We start from the raw sequence: 24,706 nt of genomic DNA on the forward strand, positions 1-24,706 counted from the left end.
ATGTTGCGCGTCCTTCTTGTCAGTGCGGCTGTTCTCGTGGGCGTGCCCGCGCTTGCGCAGGACGCGCAAACCCTTGCCGATATTCGTTCGGAACTGGCGCAGCTTGCGGCGCAGGTGCAGGGGCTTCGGGGTGAGCTGGTCGCCTCGGGGGCTCAGGGCATTCAGGCCGCGGGCGGAGCGTCTGCGCTGGAGCGGATGGATGCGATGGAGGGCTCGCTGAGCCGCCTGACTTCGCGCACCGAGGCTTTAGAAAACCGGATCAATCAGGTGGTGGCCGATGGCACGAACCGGATTGGCGACCTGGAATTCCGCCTGTGCGAGCTGGAGGAGGGCTGCGATATTTCGACCCTTGGCCAGACGGGCGTTCTGGGTGGCGTGGCTTCGGCCTCTCCGGTAACGGCGCCCGCGCCGAATGCGACCGAACCGGCTGGCATGTCTTTAGCGATGAACGAGCAGGCCGATTTCGACCGCGCGAAAGCCGCCTTTGATGGCGCGGATTTCGCGGGGGCGGCGGCAGGCTTTGCCAAGTTCAACGAGATCTACCCCGGCAGCCCGCTTGGCTCGGAGGCGATGTATCTGCGTGGCGAGGCGCTAAGCAAAACCGGCAATACCACCGCCGCTGCGCGCTCGTGGCTGGATGCGTTTAACGCGGATAAAACCGGCGCGCGTGCACCTGATTCCCTGCTGATGCTTGGGAAATCTTTGGGCGAGATCGGGCAAAAGCCCGAAGCCTGCGCGACGCTCGATCAGGTGGTGCGCCGCTTTCCGGGAACCTCGGCGGCGGATCAATCGGTGGGGGCGCGTCAGGCGCTCGGGTGCCAGTGAGGCTGCACGATCTGACAGAGACAGCTTTTGACCCCGATGCGGTAACTCGCGTCGGGGTTGCCGTTTCGGGCGGGTCGGATTCGATGGCAACGCTGCATCTTTTGGCGGGCCGTTATCAGGTTGCGGCGGTGACGGTCGATCACGGGCTGCGCCCCGAGGCGGCCGAGGAGGCGCGCTTTGTGGCGGCGGCCTGCGCACGGATCGGGGTCGCGCATAGCACGCTTCGCTGGGACGGGCCTGTGCCAAGCGGCAACCTGATGGATCAGGCGCGCCGTGCGCGGTTGCGGCTGGTCGGGGCTTGGGCGCGCGAAAACGGCATCGCCCATGTGGCGCTTGGCCATACCGCCGACGATCAGGCCGAGACCTTTTTGATGCGTCTTGCGCGCGAGGCGGGGCTTGAAGGGCTGTCGGGGATGCGGCGTCGGTTCGAGGCCGAGGGGGTTATCTGGCACCGCCCGTTTCTGGCTGCCACGCGCGCCGAGTTACGCGCGTTTCTGACCGCGCGCGGGATTGCGTGGGTCGATGATCCAAGCAACGCGAACGAGCGCTTTGATCGGGTGAAGGCGCGAAACGCGCTGCAAGGGCTGGCGCCCGTGGGGGTGACGGCGCAGAAGCTTTCGGCGGTGGTCGGGCATCTGGCGGCGGCAGAGGCCGCGCTTGGGGCGGTCTTGCACGGTTTTGCGATGGTGCATGTGAACGAGGATCGCGGCGATCTGGTGATCGGGGCAGGGGCGTTTGCCGCCGCCCTGCCGCCCGAGCTGCAACGCCGCCTGATTGTCGCAGCATTGCGATGGGTTTCGGGCGCGGAGTATGCGCCGCGCGCCACCAAGGTGGACAATTTTCTGGCGGAATTGCCAGAGCACAGGGGCCGCACCTTGCATGGTTGCCGCATGACGTCGAGCGATGCCGAGATTCGCATCACACGAGAGGCTAATACTGTAGCGGAGCTTCGGGTGTCTGCGGGGCAGCTTTGGGACCGCTGGCATTTGAGCGGGCCAGCAACGGCGGGCCAAGAGATCGCGTCACTGGGGGCCGAGGGGCTGCGCCAGTGTCCGGACTGGCGCAAAACGGGCCTTCCGCGCGCCTCGCTTTTGGCCTCGCCTGCGGTCTGGCAGGGTGAAACACTGGTTTCTGCCCCCTTGGCGGGCCTCGAAAACGGCTGGAAAGCGACAATTGCTGCCGGATCGTTCCTTTCTTCGCTATTGAGGCGTTGAACCTCCCCGCCGAATCCCTATTTTCACAATCAAAGGCTGCGATGCTTTCGCCGCCTGACTGAGTTTTGGAGGATCCCCCTTGGGTAATGCGCGCAATCTCGCTTTCTGGGCCGTGCTGTTTCTGCTGATTTTGGCACTGTTCAACCTGTTCGGTGACGGCCAGAGCACGATGAACGCCAGCTCGAAAAGCTATTCGGAATTTCTGTCGGCGGTCGATGCGGGCAAAGTGACCTCGGTGACGATCGACGGAGAGGATGTGCGCTACCAGACGCAGGACGGCAATTTCTCGACCGTGAAGCCTGTGGCCGACACGATCACCGACCGGCTTGTCGACAAAGGCGTGACGGTGCGCGTGGTCAAGCAAGAGCAATCGGGCTTTATGTCGCTCCTCGGTGTCTGGCTGCCCTTCATCGTGCTGATCGGTATCTGGGTATTCTTCATGAACCGGATGCAGGGCGGCGGCAAAGGCGGCGCGATGGGCTTTGGCAAATCAAAGGCCAAGCTGCTGACCGAAAAGCAGGGCCGCGTGACCTTTGACGACGTGGCGGGCATCGACGAGGCCAAGGAAGAGCTTGAAGAAATCGTCGAGTTCCTGCGCAATCCGCAAAAGTTCAGCCGTTTGGGTGGCAAAATCCCGAAGGGCGCGCTTTTGGTTGGTCCGCCCGGCACGGGTAAAACGCTGCTTGCGCGCGCTATCGCGGGCGAGGCGGGTGTGCCGTTCTTCACCATTTCGGGGTCCGACTTTGTGGAAATGTTCGTGGGCGTCGGCGCAAGCCGTGTGCGCGATATGTTCGAACAGGCCAAGAAAAACGCCCCTTGCATCGTGTTCATCGACGAGATCGACGCCGTGGGCCGCGCGCGTGGCGTTGGTATCGGCGGCGGCAATGACGAACGCGAGCAGACCCTCAACCAGCTTCTGGTCGAGATGGACGGGTTCGAGGCCAACGAAGGCATCATCATCATCGCTGCGACGAACCGCAAAGACGTGCTGGACCCCGCGCTTCTGCGCCCCGGTCGCTTTGACCGCCAGATCCACGTCCCGAACCCCGACATCAAGGGGCGCGAGAAAATCCTTACCGTCCACGCCCGCAAAGTGCCGACCGGCCCCGATGTCGATCTGCGCGTGATTGCGCGCGGCACGCCCGGGTTCTCGGGCGCGGACCTGATGAACCTTGTGAACGAGGCCGCACTGATGGCCGCGCGTGTGGGGCGCCGCTTTGTCACGATGGAAGATTTCGAGAACGCCAAGGACAAGGTGATGCTGGGTGTCGAGCGGCGCTCGATGGTGCTGACGCCCGAGCAAAAAGAGATGACCGCCTATCACGAAGCGGGGCACGCCGTTGTCGGCCTTGCGCTGCCCAAGTGCGACCCTGTCTATAAGGCGACGATCATTCCGCGTGGTCAGGCGCTTGGTATGGTGGTTTCGCTGCCCGAAATGGACCGGCTGAACTATCACAAGGACGAGGCCAAGCAGAAGATCGCCATGACGATGGCGGGCAAGGCTGCCGAGATCCGCAAATGGGGCGAAGACCATGTGTCGAACGGCCCTGCGGGCGACATCATGCAGGCCTCGGCTATCGCGCGTGCGATGGTGATGCGGTGGGGGATGTCCGACAAGGTCGGCAACATCGACTACTCCGAGGCGCATGAGGGCTATCAGGGTAACACCGGCGGGTTCTCGGTGTCGGCCAAGACCAAAGAGCTGATCGAGACCGAGGTGCGCGACCTGATCGAAGAGGGCTACCAGACCGCCAAGCGTATTCTGGAAGAGCGCAACGAGGAATGGGAGCGACTGGCGCAGGGTCTTTTGGAATACGAAACCCTGACCGGTGACGAAATCAAGAAGGTCATGTCGGGCGAGCATCTGGGCGGCGACGACAGCGATGATACGCCCTCGGGCAACCCGTCAGTAACCGCGCTGCCCAAGACAAAATCGCGCAAGAAGGGTGGCGACACCGCCCCCGAGCCGACGGCCTGATCATGGCGGACAAGGCGCAAGGTCACACTGACTGGAGCCCCGAACGCTACGGGCGCTTTCGTGACCTGCGTCTGCGGCCCGCGCTGGATTTGCTGGCGCGGGTGCCCGTGCTTCCCGAACAGGGGCGGGTGATCGACCTTGGTTGCGGCAGCGGTGCGGTGGCCGAAGAACTGAGCCGCCGTTTCACCAAACGCAAGATCGTCGGCGTCGATAACTCGGTCGAGATGCTGAAAAAGGCCGCCGCTACAGGCGCCTACCATCGCTGCGATCTGGTGGATATTCAGTCGTGGGAGCCGACGAACAAGCCGCCCGCGCTGATCTTCTCGAACGCTGCGCTGCAATGGTTGCCTGATCATGCGGCGCTGTTGCCCCGACTGGCGGGGATGCTGCGGCCGGGCGGGGTGCTGGCTGTGCAAATGCCGCGTCAGAACGGGGCACCCTCGCACCGGTTCTTGCGCGAATTTGCTGCCGAGATGTTCCCCGACCGCTTTGATTTCACCGGCTGGGTTCCGCCGGTTGCGGATCTGCCCGATTACGCGCGTATCTTGCAGCCCTTGGGCGAGGCGGATCTGTGGCAGACCGATTATCTGCAACGCCTGCGCCTACAAGGCGATGGCCACCCGATCCGGCACTTTACCGAAGCGACGATCATGCGCCCGTTCCTTGAAAAGCTGACAGCCGCCGAACAAGAGGCTTTCGTCAAACGCTACGAACGGGCGCTGGAAGTGGCCTATCCGCCTGAGGCTGATGGCTCGGTCCTGTTCCCGTTTCGCCGCGTGTTCCTTGTGGTGAAGGTGTCCTGATGGCTTCGCTAAAGGCGACAGAATTTGCGGGCGAGATCGTCTTTCTGGGCGTTGTTCCCGAAGGGGAGGGACGTGTCTCGCACCCCGTCGGGCAGTTGAAACTTGGTTGGGATGGTGCGAAGGGCGAAAAGCACTCGGGCCGGACACGCCCCGCCTGTGGCCGCGTGCAAGCGCTGCACAAGCGCGGGATCGAGATCGCCAATGTTCGCCAGATCACCATACTGTCGTCCGAAGAGCTGGCCAAGAGCGCGCTTGCGATGGGCTTGCCCGAGCTGGACCCTTGCCTTGTGGGCGCGAATATCGTGCTGCGCGGCCTGCCGGATTTGACGCATTTGCCGCCGTCGTCGCGCCTGCAGGGGCCGGATGGCGCGACGCTTGTCGTTGATATGGAAAACCTGCCCTGCACGGTCATCGCCAAAGAAATCGAAACCCGTCACGAGGGGTTCGGCGCGGCCTATAAACCCGCAGCAACTGGTCGGCGCGGAGTGACTGCGTGGGTCGAGAAACCGGGTATCCTGAAACCCGGACAAAGCCTGCGGCTTTATGTGCCCGCGCAGCGCCTTTGGGCCGAGGACGAGCGGCAATAGCCCTATTCTTTAAGGTTGGCGCAAAACAAGGCCTTTACGCGCGGCTTCATTCCCTGTAGGTGGCGGGTTTGCTCGGCGACGCGGGGCCGAGATCGACCCAATCTCCCGCTAAACCCAGGTGCCCGCTCGGCGCCCTGATCGGATGCCCCTTGTGAAACAGTCCCTCTCCACCGCGCTCGCGGCCCGTGGTTACACCTCTTTGACCGCCGTTCAGGAGGCCGTCACCGAGCCAGGCCTTGAAGGCGCGGATCTTCTGGTTTCGGCGCAGACGGGGTCCGGCAAAACCGTTAGCTTCGGTCTGGCGATTGCGCCGACGATCCTTGGGAATGCGGATGTATTCACCGTTCCGGCGGCGCCGCTGGCCCTGGTGATTGCGCCGACGCGCGAACTTGCGATGCAGGTGCGCCACGAGCTGAGTTGGCTCTATAAAGAGGCGGGCGCGGTTCTGGCGTCTTGCGTCGGCGGGATGGACGCGCGTTCGGAGCGTCGCTCGCTGGAACGTGGCGCGCATATCGTCGTGGCGACGCCCGGCCGCCTGTGCGACCACCTGCGTCGTGGCGCGATCGACCTGTCGGAACTGCGCGCGGTTGTGCTGGACGAGGCAGACGAGATGCTGGATCTGGGTTTCCGCGAAGACCTTGAGACGATCCTCGATGCGGCCCCCGAAAGCCGCCAGACGCTTCTGTTCTCGGCGACGGTCTCGCCCGAGATCGCGCGCCTTGCCAAGCGCTATCAACGCGACGCGCACCGGATTTCGACCCAATCGTCGGGCAATCAGCATACGGACATCGACTACCGCGCCGTGATGGTGGCCGAGCACGATCAGGAAAACGCGATCACCAACCTTCTGCGGTTCTACGAGCCGCCGAATTCGATCGTCTTCGCCAATACGCGTGCCTCGGTGGCGCGCCTCGTGACGCGGCTGTCGAACCGTGGCTTTGCGGTTGTGTCGCTGTCGGGCGAGCTTACGCAATCCGAGCGGAGCCATGCGCTTCAGGCGATGCGCGACGGGCGCGCGCGCGTTTGTGTGGCAACCGATGTTGCCGCGCGCGGGATCGACCTGCCGAACCTTGATCTTGTGATCCACGCGGAGCTTCCGCAAAGCGAAGAGGCGCTTTTGCACCGCTCGGGCCGGACGGGTCGTGCGGGCCGTAAGGGGATTTCCGCGCTGATCGTGCCGCCGCGTGCGCGCAACCGTGCCGAGCGGATGCTGCGCGGCGCCAAAGTTACCGCCGAGTGGGTGCCCGGCCCGTCGGCCGAGGCTGTGCTGGAGCGTGACGAGGCCCGCCTTTTGGCCGATCAGGTCTGGGAAGATCCGGCCGCTGATGCCGAGGCCGCGACGCTGGCTGCGATTCTGTCGCAGCGCTCGCCCGAGCAGATTGCCCTTGCGATGATGCGCCTGTGGCGCGGTCAGCGCTCGGCGCCTGAAGAGCTTGATCCGATTGCGCCGCGCGTCGCGCCGGGGTCGAATTTCGGCCCGAGCCGCTGGTTTGCGCTGCCGATCGGTCGAGCCGATAACGCCAGCCCGAAATGGGTGATGCCGAAGGTTTGTGAAGCGGGCGGGATTACCCGTTCGGAAATCGGCGCGATCCGTATTTTCGACGATGAGACCTTTGTCGAGGTGTCGGAAAACGTGGTCGGGCATTTCCTTGATGCTTTGGGTCCGACGATGGAAATCGCGGATGGCCTGTCTTTGGTGATGCTGAATGGTGTGCCTGATGCGGTGCGCGGGGGCGGCAAGGGCGGGTTTGATCCGCGTCGCAAAGGCGGCCCGAAGCGCAGCTTCTCGGGCAAGCCGCACCGTGGCTCCGGCGAGAAACCGGCGTGGAAAGAGGGTCGCTCGACCGACAAGCCGCGCAAATATGACGATGACAAGCCGCGGAAGTATTCTGACGACAAACCCCGCAAATATTCCGACGATAAGCCGCGCAAGTTTGCCGATGACAAACCGGGCAAGCCCGCGTGGAAGAAATCGGGGGATGCGGCGGCCAAACCGGGCAAACCCAAGGCCAAATACGCAGGCAAAACCACCAAGCCGCATCGCGGCAAGCGCGGCTAAGACGCACGCGATCTGACGAATTGAAAAGGCGCCGGAAGCATCAGCTTACCGGCGCCTTTCTTTTCGAGGGAAGGGATCAGTCCTCGAAATACCCTTTATCCGCGCCACGGTGGCAGGCGGTGCAGTTCGCCATCGAACCGGCCTTCTTTTTGCGGGCAGCCGAAACTTCGCCGTTATGCTCGTGGGTGAACCAGCGCAGCTCCGTGATCCGCATCGGCGGGTTGGCAGGGTCCATGCCTTTAACGGTTTTGGCCGACTTGGTGGCGCCCGCAAGATAATCGGCAATCGCCTTGGCGTCGGCGGCAGGCAGGCTTGCGTCCTCGCCGAAGTGGTTGGACAGGTTGCCCACGATCTTACGCCAGCTTTCCGAGGGCAGAAGGCGCGGCGGGAAGGCCATATGGCAAGCCGAACATTCAGCCTGAGTCAGTGGATCGGTGACGGGTTGAATATAGTCTCCGCCAGCCAGAGCAGGCGTGGCAAGAAGCAGGAAGGGAAGAATATAGCGCATTTTGGTCTCCATCAGAGGCTGGCAAGCCAGGCGATTACGTCGGCTTTTTCGAGGGCGGTGCAGTCACGCCCGAGAACGGAATTGCAGTTGCGGCCGAACCATTTGTCGACCTTGGCGGTGTCGGTGAAACGGGCAGGGTTGGCCGACGGTGCCATCGGCTCGATCGCCTTGCCGGTGCGGGCCTTGCCGCCCTTGCGCGGGTCGTTGGTGTGGCAGGTGGTGCACGACGGCGTGTCGGGTTTGCCGCCGGTGTGATTGGCGGAGAACAGAGCTTTGCCGCGTGCGGCGTCGGCTGGTTGTCCGGCCTCGGCGCTGAAGCGCGCGATCTGGTCAGCGGGGGTGGTGTCGCCAGCGAAGGCCGGGTTTGCAGCAAGCAAAGCGACGATCATGAGCATTTTCATGGGGGTTACTCCTTGGGAATGGAAATCGAGAAGGGGCTGAACCAGCCGGTTTCGGCGTCCGCGTGGCAGGCAGCGCAGTTCGAGCGGCTGACAACGGATTTGCGGGCGAAAACCGCGTCGGGGATGTCGGAATGGCGCCGCGTCCAAAAGCGGGTGCGGGTCAGGGTATAGGGCGCTTCGGCGTTCACGCGTGCGAGCCTGTGGGCGGGGTAACTGTCTGCCGTATCGGCGGCATTGGCGGTCAGCCAGTCGGTGATCCGCGCGGTCATGTCGGGCGAAAGGCTAGCGTCCTCGCCGAAGTGATCGTCAAGGTTGGCAGTGAGCGCGCGCCAGCTTGCGGCGGGCAGAAGCGAAGGGTGATAGCCCATATGGCAGGCGGTGCATTCTTCCTGTGTTTCCGCGTCCCATGTCGCGACGGGAACGCCCTGCGCGGGCTTGGTGGCGAGGCTCATGCCGACAGCACCCAGACCAAATGCGGTTGCAACAATCACCGACAGGGCCAGCGCGGGGCGCGCCGCTCGCGCCGCAGGTGGGTGGTCGCCTGCGCGGGCTTCTTTGCGGCCTGTCACCATTGCGCGGGCAAGGTTCTCGCGGCCACGCAAGGATTCAAGGACAACCCCGCCAAGATGCAGCCCGACCATGACCAGAAGCGTCGTTGCCAGCGCCTCGTGCAGTTCTTTTGCGGTCGATCCCGAGGCATAGGTGACAAAGGCGAACGGCCCGGTTTTCAGCGTCCCGCCAAGCACCAGCAGGCCGGATAGCGCCAAGGCAAGGATCATCGCGATCAGCGCGATCACCATCAGGCCGCCAAGCGGGTTGTGGCCAAGGTGGCGCGGGCCGCCGCGCAGATGCGCGAGTATCTCGCGCGGGCCGGTCAGGAACGAAGAAAACCGCGCGTAGCCGTTGCCCGTCATCCCCCAGACGAGGCGGGCGATCACCAGTGCCGCCGCGATGCCTCCGCCGATCAGGTGCCAGACCAGCACATCGGCGCCCAGCAGGAACCCCGTCGCCGCCGCCAAGCCGACCGAGGCAACAAGCCCCCAGTGGAAGCTGCGGATAAAGCGGTCCCAGATATATATCGTCGGCATGTTCAGTGTCCCCGCGCGGGATGCGCAAGGCCATGAATACCGATCCTTGCTGACACTGGGCTGACGCCGGAGGCGGATGCATACAGAAATCGGGCGGGCAACCGGAAGCCCGATGTGTCCCGTCAGGCTGTGTTAAACTGCGTGGCTTCTGCCGTCGGTGAGATCGCGCAGAGCTTGCCAGAGGTCCGAGGGCAGCAACGGGAAGCGCAGCACCTTACGGAGATTGAACCGTGCTTCTCCTCCCAGATCCTTCCGATCGGCAACGGCGCTGATGTAAAGCAGGCCCGGATTGATCGCCGTAAGCGCCTTGATCACCAGATCGTTCGCTTCCCCGTCCGCCTGAGCGATGAAGACAACGGTCCCCGCTCCGGCATTCTCTGCGACCCGCAGCAACTCTTCCAACTGCGGCGCCGGGGTTACTTGCAGCCTGTTGTGTCGCAGAAACTCGCTGATCGCCGCGCAGTTCGCGCGGTCATCTATGTGAGTGAGGATACTGGCGCCTGTGACCACGGGGTCGTTTTGATGGGATGGGAAGGCCTTGCTTGGGAACCGTAGCGTAAAGGTCGATCCGGTGCCTTGCTCGCTTATAACCGAGATCTCTCCGCCCATCAGCTGCGCCAGGTCTTGCGAAATCGCGAGGCCGAGCCCGGTGCCGCCATAGCGGCGCGTGGTGCCGGCGTCGGCCTGCGAGAAAGGCTGGAACAGAAGGCCAAGCGTTTCGTCGGACATGCCGATGCCATTGTCGATAATGTCGAAGGCGATCTCGTCTGCCGATGCGCGGCGCGCGTGCAGCGTGACCTCGCCAGTGCGCCCGGGCAGATTGGCCGAAAACTTGACGGCGTTGCTGAGCAGGTTGATCAGGATCTGGCGCAGGCGGATCGGGTCTGCCTCCATCGCGCCAAGCACATCTTTGGTAAAGCTCATCTGCATCCGCACCTGCTGGCTTTCGGCCAGCGGGCGCACGGTGTTGCACACAAATTCCATCTCGCCAAGCGTGTCGACGATGCTGGTGTCCAACGATAGCCGCCCGGCCTCTATCTTGGAGAAATCGAGCACATCATTGATGGTCTGCAAAAGCAGGTCCGACGAGTGCTGGATCGTTTCGAGCATACTGCGTTGGTCGGGCTTCAGGTCGGTATCGGCCAGAAGCTCGGACATACCGATCACACCATTCATCGGGGTGCGCAACTCGTGGCTCATATTGGCGACGAACTGCGATTTGGCGCGGCTGGCCGCGTCGATTTTCTTGCTGGCGGTGACAAGGTTTTCGCCAACGCATTGCAGCTCTTCGATCTGGTAGTCCGGATCGGGTGGGACCGCGTTCTTCTCGGTCAGGTTTGAGAACTGCTCTGCGATTTCCTCGAGGGGCGCGCTGATCCGGTGGCTCATCTGTCTGGCGCGCCGCCAGAGGAACACGAAAAACACGAGGTAGAACACCAGAAGGCTTCCGGCCATCAGCCAGGCCACCAGATCAAGCCGTTTGCGAAGCTGGTTCGCTTCGGCGAAAATCTCGCTCTCGGGGGCCAACACCAGAACCTTCCAGCCTGCGCCGGGGATTTCCGACCACGCGCTGACCATCCGCTCGTTCAGGTCAACCGTCAGCGAGCCATGAGAGCTGCCGTTCAGCGCGCTGGCAAGGGCGGCGGTATCCGCACGCTTCAGGATGTTGAAATCGTCAGGCTTGAACGTATCCGATTTGATGGCTTCCTGATAGCTGTGGCTCTTCAGCTCTTTCAGCCCGAAATCGGCCTCTGCCTTTTCCGGCATCGCAAGGATCGTCCCGTCGCGACCGATCAGCAGCGCATAGCCCTGCCAAGGCAGCGAGAGGTTGAGAATGCGCTCGACGATGGTGCCGATGGTCACGTCGATCCCGGTCACCGCCTCGAGCTTGTCGCCCAGATAGACCGGCGCGATCGACGACACCATCCAGCCCGCCCCGGCCGGATCGACATAGGCATCGGTCCAGACCGCGTCGCGCGCGGGATTATGCTCGGCATCGGCTTCGTAGTAGAAGTTATACGAGGCGATATCCATTTTCGGGGGATATTGGCTGATAACGTCGAAATAGGGGTAGATGCGATTATAGGAATCCCATGTGTTGAAATAGACCTGCGCGATCATCGGATTGGCTGCGACCAGCGATTTCATCAAAGGATCAAGCCGCACGGTGCGCCAGACTTTATCCTGCTCGGCCTCGCCGATAGGGAAGAAACCGCTGTAATAGACCGCCGAGCCGCCGGTATCGGCAGGCGTGTAGAACACACCATCGGGTGAATACTGGACGCTGGCCTTATCCGCATCGCTTGGGTCCGCAGGTTGCGCCAGCGCCAGGGCGGTCTGTTCGGCATAAACCCTCGAAAGGTTCGAAATGCCGCCAAGCTGCTCGGCGATGGTCTGGGCGCCGTTTTCGGCAAGCCCGCTCAGCTCGCGGCTGGACAGCTCGGACACCACGTCGATTTTGCGCGCATAGGTGAACTGGTTGGCGGCCCAGTAAAGCCCCAGAAACGAGAGTTCGATCACCAGAAGCGGAATAAGCGCCGCCCGCAGGTAAGAGTTCCACAGCCATTTCGCCAAGGGGATACGGGGTTTCGAACGCATAATGGGGCACGCCTGTAGTTTCGCGGCGCAGTCGCCCGGACCAAGCTTTCTGATACCGACAGTCGTGCACCTGGATAGAACGATGGCCGATGAACAGTTAATTTTGTCCCAGCCCGTTTCTTATTTCTGCGCTTGGGGAGATGAGTCAACGAAAGAGTGCGACAGAAGTTAACTTTTGGTCGCTGTGTCGCATTCGAAAGGCGCGAATGTGGCTCGTTAGGTAGCCGGATTCCGGATGCGGCTGGTGGCTACTCGTGCCGGATCGCCTGCCGTGCCAGCGCTGCAATCAGGTCTGTTCTGGTGACGATGCCGACGACGCGGCTCCCGTCAAGCACCGGAACCGCGTCGACCTCGCCATCCGCCATCATCGGCAAGAGCGTGCTGACGGGGGCGTTTCCCGTGGTTCGTGGGCCTGCGACCGACATGATGTCGCCCGCGCTTACAGGTTTGTCGCGGTTGCGTTCCAGCAGACGGCGCAGGGCCGGGATAAAGCCCCGATCAAGGCGCAGCGCGTCCTCGCGCGCTTGTGCGATCAGATGAATCTGGAAGATCACACCCAGGAACCGCGCATTCGCCCCGATCACTGGAAGCGAGGTGAACCGGTGTCGCCGGAACAGATCTGCGACTTCGGAAAGGGGTGTCTCGGGGTGCACCGTAATAAGGTTGCACGACATGATGTCCTTGGTCAGAAGCGGGCCGGTGGCATGGCTCGCCGCTTGCAACTCGGCCGCACCGATCAGGCGCGCCAGATCTTCGACACCCAGATTGAACGACTGGCGGTAGCGTTCCAGAAGTCCGGTCAGCTCGTCTTCGGAAAGGCCAAGACGCTCGGACGGATTGCGATCCGTCGTGCCGTGACGGCCGGGATCGGCAAACTGGCGAAACGGATAATGCCGCCCGGTAAGCCGCGCGTAGAGGGTGGCGATCAGCACCAGCAAGACCGTTCCCGCAGCGATGGGGGTCAGTGCGAACCAGAAGCCAAGCCGGTCTATCGCCTCGGGGCTCATGGCGGCGGTCATGGCAACGGCGCCTGCGGGCGGGTGAACCGCGCGGCACAGGATGGTTGCGGTGATCGCCAGGCCGACGGCCAGCGCGATACGCAGCGCGGGGTCAGGAATACTCAGGCAAACGGCAACACCGACCAGCGCGGCAACCGTATTGCCGATGATGGCGGACCATGGCTGCGCCAGCGGGCTGTTGGGCACGGCAAACAGCAGAACCGAACTCGCGCCGAAGGGGGCGACAAGGTATAGGCCCGTTTCCAGATCAATATCGGGCGAGAGCAGGAACAGACCCGCAACGGCAAGGCCCACTATCGCACCTGCGCCTGCGCGGATGGCCTCGATGATCGAGACCCCTGCAACTGCGGGGCCAAGAGAACGTAACAGATGCACCGCGCACGCCTTTCCTGTGTGGGTCCACAGGTTTCCAGTGTGCGGGGAGAAGTGCAAGAGTGGAATTATGGTTGCGCGAGGGTGGCGATCAGCTCCGACACCCGCTCGGCGTTCGAAGTGGCTAGGCCGAGATCCGTGTTCAGGCGGTTGTTCTCGAACCCGATGCGGGCCTTGCCGCCCTTGCGGATGGCTGCGCTCAGGCAGGCGGTTTCTTGCCCGCCAAAGGCGCAGACGGCCCAGTCGACCTCGGGGAAGGTGGCCAGAAGCGCGGCCAGCGGCGCATCCAGATCGGAGGGGGCCGAAACCTGCCCCGCACTATAGCGACCAAGCACAATCAGCGCCTGAAGCGCATCGGGAGGGATCACGCCTGCGCGGATCTGCGCGGCAAGGGCGAGAATGTCCGCTAGGTCATAAAGGATGTGTTGCACCGCCGTTCCGGCCTCGGCGCAGTGATGATAAAAGCGGCGCAGGTCGGCCTCCGCCTCGCCCGCGCACATCTCGCGCACGGCGACCGATACGGCCTTGGGCTGCACCGCATAGACCAGCGCGCGCTGTTCGGCGGGGGTGTAGCGGCCGACGGCTTCGGTCGTGATTTGCGCGAAAAGGCCGGGAAGAGCCGTGTCCAGTTCCGCCAGCAGCTCGGTATAAAGACCCGCGTCCAGAACGTGACGCTGTTCGGCGTCGCGGACATGGGCATGAAGCCCGTCCGCGCCCGCCGCCACGCAATCAACCGCGCATTGCACGATCTGGGGGATCGTGACGGGAAGGGCGGGGTGATCGGCCTGGGTCAGGCGCGCCCCGTTCGGGGCGACCATGATGCGGGGCAGGGGAGTCATGCTGACAGAGCCTTGTCGATGGCGCCGCCAAGTTTCGTGACCAGCTCGTCGATCTGCGCGTCCTCGATGATGAAGGGGGGCGCCAGCAACACATGGTCGCCATTCACACCGTCAATCGTGCCGCCCATCGGATAGCAGATCAGCCCCGCCTCGAATGCGGCGGCCTTGATCCGGGCGTTGATCCGGCGGGCGGGATCAAAGGGTGCTTTCGTCTCGCGATCCGCCACCAGTTCGACGCCGCGGAACAGGCCGCGCCCGCGGATGTCACCGATATGAGGGTGCTGCCCAAGCGCGTCGGTCAGCGCCGCTTGCAGCGCCGCGCCCTGCACCCGCACGCGGGCCAGAAGGTCGCGGGTTTCGATCTCGTCCAGCACGGCATTGGCGGCAGCGGCGGCCATCGCGTGACCCATATAGGTGTGCCCGTGCTGGAAGAACCCCGACCCCGCCGCGATGGCATCGTAGATTTTTCCCTGCACCAGCAACGCACCGATCGGCTGGTATCCCGCGCCAAGCCCCTTGGCGATGGTGATCATGTCCGGCGCCACGCCATCCTCTTCGCAGGCGAACAGATGCCCCGTCCGGCCCATGCCGCACATCACCTCGTCGAGGATCAGCAAAATCCCGTAGGTGTCGCAAATCTCGCGGATGCGTTTGAGGTAGCCGGTCACGGCTGGCACGGCACCGGCGGTCGCGCCCACAACGGGTTCAGCGACAAAGGCCATCACGGTTTCCGGGCCAAGGCGCTCGATCTCGGCTTGCAGTTCATTGGCGACGCGAAGGCCGTAGGCTTCGACGGTTTCGCCCTCGGCGCGGTTCCGATATTCGTAGCACGGCGCGATATGCGAGGTCTCGACCAGCAAGGGCGCAAATTGCGCGCGCCGCCATTCGTTGCCGCCAGCGGCCAGAGCGCCAAGCGTATTGCCGTGATAGCTTTGGCGGCGTGCGATGACGCGGTGGCGACCGGGCTGGCCGATCTCCATGAAATACTGCCGTGCGAGCTTGAGCGACGCCTCGACCGCCTCGGACCCGCCTGACACCAGATAAACCCGCTCGATCCCGTCGGGGGCAGCGGCGACCAGACGGTCGGCCAGCGTTTCGGCCGGTTCGCTGGTGAAAAATCCGGTATGCGCAAAGGCCACGCGGTCAAGCTGATCGTGCAACGCCCCACGGACGCGCGCGTTCGAGTGGCCAAGGCACGACACCGCCGCGCCGCCCGATCCGTCCAGATAACGCTTGCCTGATGCGTCGATCAGGTAGCAGCCGTCGCCCTGAACGGCGAAGGGCAGTTGGCCGCGTGTCGAGCGCCCGAAGATATGGCTCATTTGTCAGTTCCTTACGACATAAACCGATTGTTTTGCATGCCGCACCACCCGCGCCGCATTCGGCCCGAGCAGGTAATCGGCAAGATCAGGGCGATGCGCGCCCATCACGATCACATCCACCGCCAGCTTGTCGGCCACACGCAAGATCGCGTCATAGACCGTGCCATGCACCACATGCGGGTGCACATCGACCGAAGCCGGAACGTTGGTATTCACCCAGTCTTTCAGCGCCGCGCCGACGCTGTTGAGCAGCTCTTTCTCGTGGCCCTTCGGGAAAAAGCCCGACACTTGCGCGATGCCAAATTCGGGCACGACCGACAGCACATGCAGCTTGCCGCCATCCAGCATCATCAGCGCCTCGTTCAGCGGCGCAGCCGAGGAAACATCGGGGTTGTTCAGGTCGATCGGAAGAAGAATGGTCTTGGACATGACGGCCTCCTTAGAACGCGGGTTTCGTCTGGCGACGACGCTGGAACATTACGACCAGCGCCAGAAGCAGCAGCGCGGGGAGCCACATGATCTGCTTGGGCATCCGGTCGGCGGGGTGCAGCAGGCTTGAGACCTCGACGCGCGGGTCAGAGTAGAAATCAAAGCCCTGAAGCTGCTGCTGATAATCCGTGCCGAACATCGGCTCGTCCATGAACAGGCGATCCCCCTCGGGCAGAAGCATCAGCCCTGCCGCATCGGCGCGCCCGCTTGCTGGTTCGTCCGCCGTGACAGTGTGAACGATGGTCAGTTTCGTCGGGCTGCCATCGACATAGCTGGGGCCGGAGACGACAAAGCGGATGGTCTCCCCCGCAGGGGTGCTGTCAAAGGCTTGCGCCAGTTCAACGGGCGGGAGTTCCTCGAACCGCGGCTGGATACGGTCCAGCCAGAACCCCGGAACAAACAGGGTGAAGGCGACCAGCAGGAGCGCCGCACTTTCCCATTTCTTCGAGGGCGCAAGGAAGTAGCCCTGCGTGGCGGCGGCGAACAGAAGCATCGCAACGGTCGCGACGCAGAACACCATAATCGCCTGCAAGATGCCCGCCGTGGTGCCCAGATCGACGCCGTAAAGGATCAATGTCGGGTTGTAGATGAACAGGAACGGCAGGGCGATCGTGCGCATCGAATAGAAGAAGGCGGTAAAACCCGTGCGGATCGGATCGCCTCCCGAAACGGCGGCGGCGGCGAAACTCGCCAGACCGACGGGCGGGGTCACATCGGCCATGATGCCGAAGTAGAACACGAACAGGTGCGCCGCGATCAGGGGCACGATCAGCCCCTCTTGCGCGCCCAGTTGCACCACGACCGATGCCATCAGCGAGGACACGACGATATAATTCGCAGTTGTCGGCAGCCCCATCCCAAGGATCAGCGAGAACACGCCCACCAAGGCCAGCATGATGAACAGGTTGCCGCCCGAGAGCATCTCGACAAGGCCCGCAAGCTCGGTCCCGATGGGGGTTTTTGTGACGGTCGCGACGATGATCCCCGCCGCTGCCGTTGCCACGCCGATGCCGATCATGTTGCGCGCGCCGGTAATCATGCCATCCACAAGGTCGTTGACGCCTTCGCGGAAGGCTGTGCCGGTGTGCTCGTTTCTGAACATGGCCTTGAGGGGACGTTGCGTCAGGACGATGCCCAGCATTACCGCCACAGCCCAGAAGGCGGATTTGGCGGGCGACTGCATCTCGATCATCAGGAACCAGACCAGCACGAGGATCGGCAGCAGGTAATGCAGGCCGGTGGGGAAGACCTCGGCCACGGTCGGCAGGGTGAACTTGCCCGAATTCGGGTCGTCCAGCGTCAGGTCCGGGTGCTTGGCCGCAGTGCGCACCATCAGCACATAGGCGATAATGATGCCCGCAAGGATGACCCCTTCGGACAGCGCAGGAGCCGCGTCGCGCAGCGTGTTGACCAGCCAGACCAGCGCGGTAAAGGCCGCGCCCGAAACCACAAAGCCGATCGCGATCTTGAGGAACATGCGGCCCAGATTGGCCGCGGGGCCAAGGGCGGGCATGTCGCGTTTCAGCGCTTCGAGGTGCACGATATAGACCAGCGCGATGTAGGAAATCACCGCTGGAATGAAGGCGTGTTTGATGACCTCGACGTAGGAAATGCCGACGAACTCAACCATCAGGAAGGCGGCGGCCCCCATCACCGGCGGCATGATCTGGCCGTTGACCGACGAGGCCACCTCGACCGCGCCCGCCTTCTCCGACGAGAAGCCGACTTTCTTCATCAGCGGGATCGTGAAGGTGCCGGTTGTCACCACGTTCGCGATGGAAGACCCCGAAATGAGGCCGGTCATGGCCGAGCCGACCACGGCCGCTTTGGCGGGGCCGCCGCGCAGTGCGCCAAGCCCTGCAAAGGCAAGCTGGATGAAATAATTGCCCGCGCCCGCCTTGTCGAGGATCGCGCCAAACAGCACGAAGAGGAACACGAAGGCGGTGGACACACCAAGCGGGATGCCGAACACGCCCGTGGTATCAAGCCATTGCGCGTTGACGATGGCGGTGAAGGATAGGCCGGAATGCTCGATAATATCGGGGATCAGCCAGCCTTGCCCCATATAGGCATAGGCCAGAAACACCGCGCCGACGACGGTCAGTGCGGGGCCAAGCGCGCGGCGCGATGCTTCGAGCAGCAGCACGATCCCGACCGAGCCGATGACGATCTGCGCGCTGGTGGGCAGGCCCGAACGGGCGGTCTCGGCCAGCTCGCGCGAAAACAGGAAAACATAAAATGCGCTGCCCGCACCGACGAGTGCCAGAACCCAGTCAGCCAGCGGAACACGATCCCGCGGCGAGGATTTCATCGCCGGATAGGCAAGAAAAGCCAGGAGGATTGCAAAGCCCAGATGCACGGGCCGCGTTTGCGAAGAGTTGAGCGCGGGAACCCATTGCGCGAACCAAAGCTGCGGTTGCGCGATCCAGAGCTGGAACAGCGACCACGCGAAAGCGAGGCCCGAAATCAGCAATGCAACCGTCCGGCTGGTCGGGTTGCGCCCGCCGGTATCTGTGCTTGCGACCAGATCCTGAAGTTCTTCGTCGCTGAAATTGCGATCCGCTTTGGTTGTTTCGTTTGTCATGGATGGCCCCCCGGAAATCAGATGGGCCGCCGTCTGTGCGGCGGCCCTTATTGTTTATCTAACGCGGTCGATTACTTGATCAGACCGGCTTCGCGGTAATAGCGCTCTGCGCCGGGGTGCAGCGGAGCCGACAGGCCGTCCTTCACCATTTCCGCCGGATCAAGGTTCGCGAAGGCCGGATGCAGCGCGCGGAAGGCGTCGATGTCCGAGAACACGGCTTTCACAAGCTGATAGACCACTTCGTCCGGCACCTTGGCCGAGGAAACCAGCGTCGCGCCCACGCCGAAGGTCGTGGTGTCGGCGTCATTGCCGCGATACATGCCGCCCGGAATGGTGGCGGTGCGGTAGAACGGGTTGTCCGCGACCAGCTTGTCGACTGCGGGGCCGGTCACGTTGACCAGCGTCGCGTCGCAAGCGGTGGTGGCTTCCTGGATCGAGCCGGACGGGTGGCCGACGGTGTAGACCATCGCGTCGATGTTGTTGTCGCACAGCGCCTGGCTTTGCTCGCCGGCCTGAAGCTCCGAGGCGACGGCGAAATCGGCCATGGTCCAGCCAAGAGCTTCCATCAGCACTTCCATCGTGCCGCGCTGGCCCGAGCCCGGGTTGCCGACGTTGACGCGCTTGCCCTTGAGGTCGTCGAAGTTCTTGATGCCGGCATCGGCACGGGCGACGACGGTGAAGGGCTCGGGGTGGATCGAGAAGACGGCGCGCAGGTCGTCAAACTTGCCCTGCTCTTCGAATTTCGAGGTGCCGTTGAAAGCGTGGAACTGCCAGTCGGACTGTGCAACGCCGAACTCAAGCTCGCCCGAGCGGACAGCGTTGATGTTGTAGACCGAGCCGCCGGTCGATTCGACGGCGCAGCGGATGCCGTGCTCGGCGCGGGTTTTGGCCATCATGCGGCAGATCGCGCCGCCGGTCGGATAGTAGACGCCGGTCACGCCGCCAGTGCCGATCGAGACGAACTCTTCAGCCATTGCGGGGGCTGCGAAAGCCAGGGCCGCCGCGGTCGCGAAAGCTACGAATTTCATGTGGGACTCCTCTCCTGTCCTTGCCGTTCAGACTCGGCAATAATGCGACTGTGATATATTTTAGCACAAAATAATGCAAATGTATTATTTTGGAATTTCGCGGGGCTGTGATAACGGATAAAGCGGGGCGCGAATGGCGGGAAGACATGGATAAAATAAAGGAAATCAGGGGGGCGCTTCTGGATGTGGTCGAGCGGGGCACGCCGACCCTGTCAGCCTTTGCCGCATGGGTTCTGGATCACCTGAACGACGTTGCCTTCCAGTCGATTCGCGGTCTGGCGGGCATGGCGGGGGTGAATGCGAACACGGTGACGCGGCTTGCACGCGAGCTGGGGTATGATGGCTACGACGCCTTCCGCCACGATGTGCAGACCCTGTTGACCGCGCCCCCCCGCTATAGCGAGCGCGCCCGTGCGTTGAACAGCAAATCGGGCGCGGACATCTGGAGCGAGACGCTGACAGCCAACTGGTCGAACGTCGAGACCCTGTTCACCCCCGAGGCGCGCGCGATGCTGGAAAGCTGTGTCGAGCCGCTATTGGGCGCGCGCCGCGTCTATTCAGTGGGGGTGCGCAGCTGCTTCAGTGTCGCGCATTATTTCAGCTATGTCGGCGCGATGGCGTTTGATAATTTTGTGCCGGTGCCAAGTATGCCGGGCGCGATCCTCGATCAGGTATCGGCCTCCGGCCCCGAGGATATTATCGTCGCGATCACCTACGAGCACTATTCTTCAGAGGTGGTGCGCGCCTGTCAGGTCGCGCGCGAGACCGGCGCGCGCATTCTGGCGCTGACCGACAGTTACCGCTCGCCCATCGCCAAGGGGGCGTGGAAGGTGATCAAGCTGCCAATGGGGGGGCCGCAGCTTATGCCCTCGCTGACGACCGCTTTCATCACGGCAGAGTTGTTGCTGACCGCGATGACGGCGCGCAGCCCGGCATCGGTTGCCAAGGTTGCGCGGTTCGAGGAGACGATCACCAGCCACGGCGGCTATTTCAGCAATCAGGCGGGTTGAACTTTACCCGCTCTCTGGCCAGTATCGCGCGGCTTTGACGGGGAGAGTATCATGAGCTTTACGCTGGCCACCTGGAACATCAACTCGGTGCGGTTGCGCGCCGAACTTGTGTGCAAGCTGATGCGCGAAGAGGCGCCGGATGTCCTGTGCCTGCAAGAGTGTAAAAGCCCTGTCGAGAAAATCCCGACCGAGCTGTTCGAGGCTCTGGGCTACCGCTGGATGGTGGCGCGCGGGCAGAAGGGCTACAACGGCGTCGCGATCTTTTCAAAGCTGCCGATGGTCGAGGCAGGTGCGCGCGATTGGGCAAACCTTGGGCATGCGCGCCATATCGCGGGGCAGCTTGAGAATGGCGTCACGATCCACAACTTCTATGTGCCCGCAGGGGGGGACATTCCCGACCGCGGGCAGAACGAGAAATTCGGCCAGAAGCTCGATTTTCTGACCGAGATGCGCGATGCCTTCCATGCGGATGCGCCGCAGAAATCCATTCTGGTGGGCGATCTGAATATTGCGCCGCGCGAGGATGATGTGTGGAACCACAAGTCCCTTTTGAAAATCGTCTCGCACACGCCGATCGAGGTCGATCATCTGGCTCAGGTGCAGGATGCGGGGCGTTGGGTTGATGTGACGCGGCAGGATATTCCCGAAGGGCTTTTGTATTCGTGGTGGAGCTACCGCGCGAAAGACTGGGATGCCGCCGACAAGGGGCGGCGCCTCGATCACGTCTGGGCGACGCCCGATATTTCGGGCGCGGCACATTCCAGCCGCGTCCTGCGCGATGCCCGCGGATGGGAGCAGCCCTCTGATCACGCCCCCGTCTTTGCGACATTTGATCTTTGAACGATGCGCCCCCTTGGCGCGGCCCCGCTTCGGACGCATATAGGGGGCAACCGAGAGACAAGAGGACAGCCCATGTTCGGAACTGACCAGCCCGCCCCGCATTCGGAATTCGTGTTCGACGTATCGGAAGCCAACTTCATGGCCGATGTCGTCGAGAAATCGCAGACCGTTCCGGTGATCGTCGATTTCTGGGCACCGTGGTGTGGCCCGTGCCGCCAGCTTGGCCCGGCGCTTGAAGCGGCTGTGAATGCCGTCAAAGGCAAGGTCGTGATGGCAAAGATCAACGTCGACGAGAACCAGCGCCTTGCTTCGGCGCTGGCACAGCAGGGATTGCCGCTCCAGTCGATCCCGACGGTTGTGGCCTTTGTCGAAGGGCGCCCGGTCGATATGTTCCAAGGCGCGCTGCCGGCCTCAGAGTTGAAGAAATTCGTCGATAAGCTTGTGGCGATGGGCGACGATGGCGGTCTGGCGGCGGCGGTTGCTGCGGCCGAAGAAATGCTCGGCGAAGGCGCGGCGCAAGACGCGGCCGAGACCTTTGCAGCCGTGCTTGAGGAAGAGCCTGAAAACGCCGAAGCCTATGGCGGGCTTCTGCGCGCAACGATCGCGTTGGGCGATGTTGACAAGGCGCAGGCCTTGGTTGAGGGCGCGCCTGCGCCCGTCGCGGGGTCCGCGCCCTTCGAGGCGGCCAAAGCGCAACTTCAGCTCGCGCTGCAAGCGGCTGACGCTGGCCCCTTGGGAGAGCTGGAAGCCGCGATCAACGCGAACCCCGAAGATCATCAGGCGCGCTTTGACTATGCGCAGGCGCTTCATGCGGCGGGCCGGGTGGAGGATGCGGTCGAGCAATTGCTGGACCTCTTCCGCCGTGACCGCGAGTGGAATGACGGCGCCGCAAAGGCGCAGCTTTTTGTCATCTTCGACGCGTTGAAGGCGAACGACCCGATTGCGCAAAAGGGCCGCCGTCGTCTTTCGTCGATGATATTTGCCTGAGCCGCGAACTGCGCTAGGTTTCGCTTCATGCTGAGCCATTGCGACCTGCCCGAAACGATCCCGCTTTTCCCGCTGACAGGGGCGTTGCTCTTGCCGCGGGGGAGGCTCCCTTTGCATATCTTCGAGCCGCGTTATTTGCAGATGCTTGAGGATTGCATGAAAACCTCGCATCGGCTGATCGGGATGATCCAGCCGCGCAATATGCCCAACGGCGAACCGGGGCTAAGCGCGATTGGCTGTGCGGGGCGTCTGACCGGCTTTTCCGAGACCGAAGACGGGCGCTATATGATTACGCTCTCGGGGATTTCGCGGTTCCGCGTGCAGCGCGAGCTGTCGGGCTTTAGCCCCTATATCCGTGCGGCGGTATCGTGGGCGGCTTTTACCAAAGACATCGGCGCGCCCGAACATGATACGGGGTTTGAACGCGACGGTTTTTTCCAGCTTCTGTCGCGGTTCTTTATTCATCGCGGTCTGGATACCGACTGGGATACGCTGAAAGACGCGGATGACGAGTTGCTGATCAACTCGCTGTCGATGCTGTTGCCGCTGGATGCCGAGGATAAGCAAGCGCTGCTTGAGGCGCCCTGTCTGCAAACGCGCCGCGAGACGTTGATAACGCTTATGGAATACGCCTTGCATGGCGGTGGAGAGGAAAGCCTTCAATGACCGAGAAGAAACCGCTGTTTGACCGGCGTATGCTTGAGGCGCTGGTGTGCCCGTTGACGCAAACCACGCTGCGCTATGATGCCGAGCGCGAGGAACTGGTCTCGAAAGCGGCTAATCTGGCCTTCCCGATCCGTGGCGGCATCCCGATCCTGCTGGCCGACGAGGCCCGCGCGCTGGAGTGATCAGATCTTGCGCCCTTGCATCAGGCGGGGCAGGGGGCCGGACAGCCCCGCCGCCTGACGCATAAAGCCCTGACGCAGCGCAGGCACTGCATTCACCAGCCCCATGCCAAGGTCGCGCCCCGCGCGCAGCAGCGGATTGTTGTTCGAAAACAGCTTGTTGACCGTGTCCATCCCAAGCGCAAGCGAGGTGGAATCGAACCGCCGCCAGCCCTGATAGCGCTCCAGCACGTCAATCGCGCCGATGTCCTCGCCGCGCCGCATGGCCTCGACCAGAATTTCGGCAAGCGCCGCGACATCGCGCAAACCAAGGTTCAACCCCTGTCCCGCGATCGGGTGCACGCCATGCGCGGCATCGCCAATCAGCGCCACGCGGGCGGCAGCATAGGCGCGCGCAAGTGTCAGGTTCAGCGGGTAGCTGAAGCGCGGACCGGCGAGCGTGATCTCACCCAGAAAATCGCCAAAGCGCGGGCGCAGGACAGCCAGAAAATCCTCGTCATCCAGCGCTGAAATTGTTGCCGCATTCTCGCGGGTTTCGCTCCAGACAATCGACGAGCGGTTGCCGGGCAGAGGCAGGATCGCCAGCGGTCCCGAGGTCATGAAGAACTGGTGGGCAACGCCGTTATGCGGCTTTTCATGGTCAATCGCGGCGACCAGCGCGGTCTGGCCATAGTCCCAGCCTTCGCGCCCGATGCCCGCGCGTTCCGCCACGCCCGAGCGGCGCCCGTCCGCGCCGACCAGTAGTTTCGCGCGCAGCACCCGCCCGTCGGAGAGCGTTACCGCGACCGCGCCGGGCTGCGCGTCTTGGGCGACGACGGATGTTTCGTTGATCAGCGTGATTGCAGGGTTCGCCTCCATCGCATCAAGGAAGGCGCGATACAGGAAACGATCCTCCAGCATGAACCCGACAGGGGCTTGGTCCAGCTCGCGCGCATCGAAATGCAGGAAATACGGCGCGGCGCCTTCGCCTGCGTGCCCGTCGGCGGCTTTGACCTCCATCATCGGCTGGGCGTTCGCCGCAACCGAGGGCCAGACTCCAATCGCATCCAAAAGCTTTTTCGAGGCCAGTGCCAGCGCGTAGGCGCGCCCGTCAAAGGCATCCGCCGCGCGTTGGCGGGCGGGGGCGGCGTCGATCACGCAAACCCGCAGCCCCGATTGGGCCAGCGCCAAAGCCAAGGCAGGGCCGTTCAGCCCACCACCTGCGATAATCACGTCGGAATCATATTTCATGCGCCCCAATATGGCGCTTGCGGGGCAATTGTCCATCGGCGGGATTGCCACGGGGCGCGCGCTCTGGCTAGCTGTGGCGA

The 24,706-nt window shown here is 63.1% G+C and carries 22 protein-coding genes; 11 read left to right on the forward strand and 11 right to left on the reverse strand.

What is annotated here, in order from left to right; genetic code table 11:
• The 6 genes from ybgF (at position 1) to RYZ20_RS12100 (ending at position 7,466) form a co-directional block, all read left to right on the forward strand.
• Positions 1-825 carry a tol-pal system protein YbgF gene (gene ybgF / locus RYZ20_RS12075; RefSeq protein WP_317674138.1) on the forward strand — a complete coding sequence of 275 codons (825 nt, stop codon included), beginning with the start codon at positions 1-3 and terminating at the stop codon, positions 823-825.
• Positions 822-2,039: a tRNA lysidine(34) synthetase TilS gene (gene tilS, locus RYZ20_RS12080; RefSeq protein WP_317674140.1), complete on the forward strand. Its 1,218-nt coding sequence runs from the start codon at positions 822-824 to the stop codon at positions 2,037-2,039. The genes ybgF and tilS overlap by 4 nt, the downstream gene beginning before the upstream one ends.
• Before the next feature lie 79 nt (positions 2,040-2,118).
• The gene (gene ftsH, locus RYZ20_RS12085) at positions 2,119-4,017 is read left to right on the forward strand and encodes an ATP-dependent zinc metalloprotease FtsH (protein WP_317673823.1); all 1,899 of its coding nucleotides are present in this window, start codon (positions 2,119-2,121) and stop codon (positions 4,015-4,017) included.
• Between the two features lie 2 nt (positions 4,018-4,019).
• Positions 4,020-4,820: a methyltransferase domain-containing protein gene (locus RYZ20_RS12090; protein WP_317673825.1), complete on the forward strand. Its 801-nt coding sequence runs from the start codon at positions 4,020-4,022 to the stop codon at positions 4,818-4,820.
• The gene (locus RYZ20_RS12095) at positions 4,820-5,407 is read left to right on the forward strand and encodes an MOSC domain-containing protein (protein ID WP_317673827.1); all 588 of its coding nucleotides are present in this window, start codon (positions 4,820-4,822) and stop codon (positions 5,405-5,407) included. The genes RYZ20_RS12090 and RYZ20_RS12095 overlap by 1 nt, the downstream gene beginning before the upstream one ends.
• Before the next feature lie 142 nt (positions 5,408-5,549).
• The gene (locus tag RYZ20_RS12100; protein WP_317673829.1) at positions 5,550-7,466 is read left to right on the forward strand and encodes a DEAD/DEAH box helicase; all 1,917 of its coding nucleotides are present in this window, start codon (positions 5,550-5,552) and stop codon (positions 7,464-7,466) included.
• Between the two features lie 76 nt (positions 7,467-7,542).
• Here RYZ20_RS12100 and RYZ20_RS12105 read toward each other — a convergent pair whose 3' ends face one another.
• The 10 genes from RYZ20_RS12105 to RYZ20_RS12150 all read right to left on the reverse strand — a co-directional run bounded on the left by RYZ20_RS12105 (position 7,543) and on the right by RYZ20_RS12150 (position 19,714).
• A complete protein-coding gene (locus RYZ20_RS12105) occupies positions 7,543-7,974 on the reverse strand; it encodes a diheme cytochrome c (protein ID WP_317673831.1) in 432 nt (143 codons plus the stop codon).
• An 11-nt stretch (positions 7,975-7,985) separates the two neighbouring features.
• On the reverse strand, positions 7,986-8,375 hold the full coding sequence (locus RYZ20_RS12110; protein WP_317673833.1) for a DUF1924 domain-containing protein: 390 nt from the start codon (positions 8,373-8,375) through the stop codon (positions 7,986-7,988).
• A 5-nt stretch (positions 8,376-8,380) separates the two neighbouring features.
• Positions 8,381-9,463, reverse strand: coding sequence for a cytochrome b/b6 domain-containing protein (locus RYZ20_RS12115; RefSeq protein ID WP_317673835.1), 1,083 nt, complete (start codon positions 9,461-9,463; stop codon positions 8,381-8,383).
• Positions 9,464-9,595: 132 nt separating this feature from the next.
• Positions 9,596-12,061: a sensor histidine kinase gene (locus RYZ20_RS12120; protein ID WP_317673837.1), complete on the reverse strand. Its 2,466-nt coding sequence runs from the start codon at positions 12,059-12,061 to the stop codon at positions 9,596-9,598.
• Positions 12,062-12,309: 248 nt separating this feature from the next.
• The gene (locus RYZ20_RS12125) at positions 12,310-13,455 is read right to left on the reverse strand and encodes an HPP family protein (protein ID WP_317673839.1); all 1,146 of its coding nucleotides are present in this window, start codon (positions 13,453-13,455) and stop codon (positions 12,310-12,312) included.
• A gap of 65 nt (positions 13,456-13,520) precedes the next feature.
• Positions 13,521-14,291 (reverse strand): beta-keto acid cleavage family enzyme, encoded by a 771-nt coding sequence (locus tag RYZ20_RS12130; RefSeq protein WP_317673841.1) that lies wholly within the window; start codon positions 14,289-14,291, stop codon positions 13,521-13,523.
• Complete coding sequence (locus RYZ20_RS12135; protein ID WP_317673843.1) at positions 14,288-15,613, reverse strand: aspartate aminotransferase family protein; 1,326 nt, start codon at positions 15,611-15,613, stop codon at positions 14,288-14,290. Before RYZ20_RS12135 ends, RYZ20_RS12130 begins: the two co-directional genes overlap by 4 nt.
• Before the next feature lie 3 nt (positions 15,614-15,616).
• On the reverse strand, positions 15,617-16,042 hold the full coding sequence (locus tag RYZ20_RS12140; RefSeq protein WP_317673845.1) for a universal stress protein: 426 nt from the start codon (positions 16,040-16,042) through the stop codon (positions 15,617-15,619).
• 10 nt (positions 16,043-16,052) lie between these two features.
• On the reverse strand, positions 16,053-18,686 hold the full coding sequence (locus RYZ20_RS12145) for a TRAP transporter permease (RefSeq protein WP_317673847.1): 2,634 nt from the start codon (positions 18,684-18,686) through the stop codon (positions 16,053-16,055).
• A 71-nt stretch (positions 18,687-18,757) separates the two neighbouring features.
• Positions 18,758-19,714: a TAXI family TRAP transporter solute-binding subunit gene (locus RYZ20_RS12150; protein ID WP_317673849.1), complete on the reverse strand. Its 957-nt coding sequence runs from the start codon at positions 19,712-19,714 to the stop codon at positions 18,758-18,760.
• A 146-nt stretch (positions 19,715-19,860) separates the two neighbouring features.
• On the opposite strand from RYZ20_RS12150, the gene RYZ20_RS12155 reads away from it, so the two are divergent.
• The 5 genes from RYZ20_RS12155 (at position 19,861) to RYZ20_RS12175 (ending at position 23,399) form a co-directional block, all read left to right on the forward strand.
• A complete protein-coding gene (locus tag RYZ20_RS12155) occupies positions 19,861-20,724 on the forward strand; it encodes a MurR/RpiR family transcriptional regulator (protein WP_317673851.1) in 864 nt (287 codons plus the stop codon).
• A 51-nt stretch (positions 20,725-20,775) separates the two neighbouring features.
• On the forward strand, positions 20,776-21,564 hold the full coding sequence (locus RYZ20_RS12160) for an exodeoxyribonuclease III (protein WP_317673853.1): 789 nt from the start codon (positions 20,776-20,778) through the stop codon (positions 21,562-21,564).
• Between the two features lie 72 nt (positions 21,565-21,636).
• Positions 21,637-22,551 (forward strand): tetratricopeptide repeat protein, encoded by a 915-nt coding sequence (locus RYZ20_RS12165; RefSeq protein WP_317673855.1) that lies wholly within the window; start codon positions 21,637-21,639, stop codon positions 22,549-22,551.
• 27 nt (positions 22,552-22,578) lie between these two features.
• Entirely contained in the window at positions 22,579-23,217 is a 639-nt protein-coding gene (locus RYZ20_RS12170) for an LON peptidase substrate-binding domain-containing protein (RefSeq protein WP_317673857.1), read from the forward strand.
• A complete protein-coding gene (locus RYZ20_RS12175) occupies positions 23,214-23,399 on the forward strand; it encodes a Trm112 family protein (RefSeq protein ID WP_317673859.1) in 186 nt (61 codons plus the stop codon). The genes RYZ20_RS12170 and RYZ20_RS12175 overlap by 4 nt, the downstream gene beginning before the upstream one ends.
• Here the strand turns inward: RYZ20_RS12175 and RYZ20_RS12180 are convergent, their stop codons facing one another.
• Positions 23,400-24,626, reverse strand: coding sequence for an FAD-dependent monooxygenase (locus RYZ20_RS12180; protein WP_317673861.1), 1,227 nt, complete (start codon positions 24,624-24,626; stop codon positions 23,400-23,402). It abuts the gene before it with no gap.
• Between the last annotated feature and the right edge of the window lie 80 nt (positions 24,627-24,706).

Source organism: Pseudothioclava alba (genome assembly GCF_033100795.1).
Classification (GTDB): domain Bacteria; phylum Pseudomonadota; class Alphaproteobacteria; order Rhodobacterales; family Rhodobacteraceae; genus Pseudothioclava.

Bases quoted from the DNA above. Each gene is read 5' to 3' on its own strand.
- ybgF (WP_317674138.1), top strand. From the start codon at position 1: ATGTTGCGCGTCCTTCTTGTCAGTGCGGCTGTTCTCGTGGGCGTGCCC.
- RYZ20_RS12090 (WP_317673825.1), top strand. From the start codon at position 4,020: ATGGCGGACAAGGCGCAAGGTCACACTGACTGGAGCCCCGAACGCTAC.
- RYZ20_RS12095 (WP_317673827.1), top strand. From the start codon at position 4,820: ATGGCTTCGCTAAAGGCGACAGAATTTGCGGGCGAGATCGTCTTTCTG.
- RYZ20_RS12100 (WP_317673829.1), top strand. From the start codon at position 5,550: ATGCCCCTTGTGAAACAGTCCCTCTCCACCGCGCTCGCGGCCCGTGGT.
- RYZ20_RS12105 (WP_317673831.1), bottom strand. From the start codon at position 7,974: ATGCGCTATATTCTTCCCTTCCTGCTTCTTGCCACGCCTGCTCTGGCT.
- RYZ20_RS12110 (WP_317673833.1), bottom strand. From the start codon at position 8,375: ATGAAAATGCTCATGATCGTCGCTTTGCTTGCTGCAAACCCGGCCTTC.
- RYZ20_RS12115 (WP_317673835.1), bottom strand. From the start codon at position 9,463: ATGCCGACGATATATATCTGGGACCGCTTTATCCGCAGCTTCCACTGG.
- RYZ20_RS12120 (WP_317673837.1), bottom strand. From the start codon at position 12,061: ATGCGTTCGAAACCCCGTATCCCCTTGGCGAAATGGCTGTGGAACTCT.
- RYZ20_RS12130 (WP_317673841.1), bottom strand. From the start codon at position 14,291: ATGACTCCCCTGCCCCGCATCATGGTCGCCCCGAACGGGGCGCGCCTG.
- RYZ20_RS12135 (WP_317673843.1), bottom strand. From the start codon at position 15,613: ATGAGCCATATCTTCGGGCGCTCGACACGCGGCCAACTGCCCTTCGCC.
- RYZ20_RS12140 (WP_317673845.1), bottom strand. From the start codon at position 16,042: ATGTCCAAGACCATTCTTCTTCCGATCGACCTGAACAACCCCGATGTT.
- RYZ20_RS12145 (WP_317673847.1), bottom strand. From the start codon at position 18,686: ATGACAAACGAAACAACCAAAGCGGATCGCAATTTCAGCGACGAAGAA.
- RYZ20_RS12150 (WP_317673849.1), bottom strand. From the start codon at position 19,714: ATGAAATTCGTAGCTTTCGCGACCGCGGCGGCCCTGGCTTTCGCAGCC.
- RYZ20_RS12155 (WP_317673851.1), top strand. From the start codon at position 19,861: ATGGATAAAATAAAGGAAATCAGGGGGGCGCTTCTGGATGTGGTCGAG.
- RYZ20_RS12160 (WP_317673853.1), top strand. From the start codon at position 20,776: ATGAGCTTTACGCTGGCCACCTGGAACATCAACTCGGTGCGGTTGCGC.
- RYZ20_RS12165 (WP_317673855.1), top strand. From the start codon at position 21,637: ATGTTCGGAACTGACCAGCCCGCCCCGCATTCGGAATTCGTGTTCGAC.
- RYZ20_RS12170 (WP_317673857.1), top strand. From the start codon at position 22,579: ATGCTGAGCCATTGCGACCTGCCCGAAACGATCCCGCTTTTCCCGCTG.
- RYZ20_RS12175 (WP_317673859.1), top strand. From the start codon at position 23,214: ATGACCGAGAAGAAACCGCTGTTTGACCGGCGTATGCTTGAGGCGCTG.
- RYZ20_RS12180 (WP_317673861.1), bottom strand. From the start codon at position 24,626: ATGAAATATGATTCCGACGTGATTATCGCAGGTGGTGGGCTGAACGGC.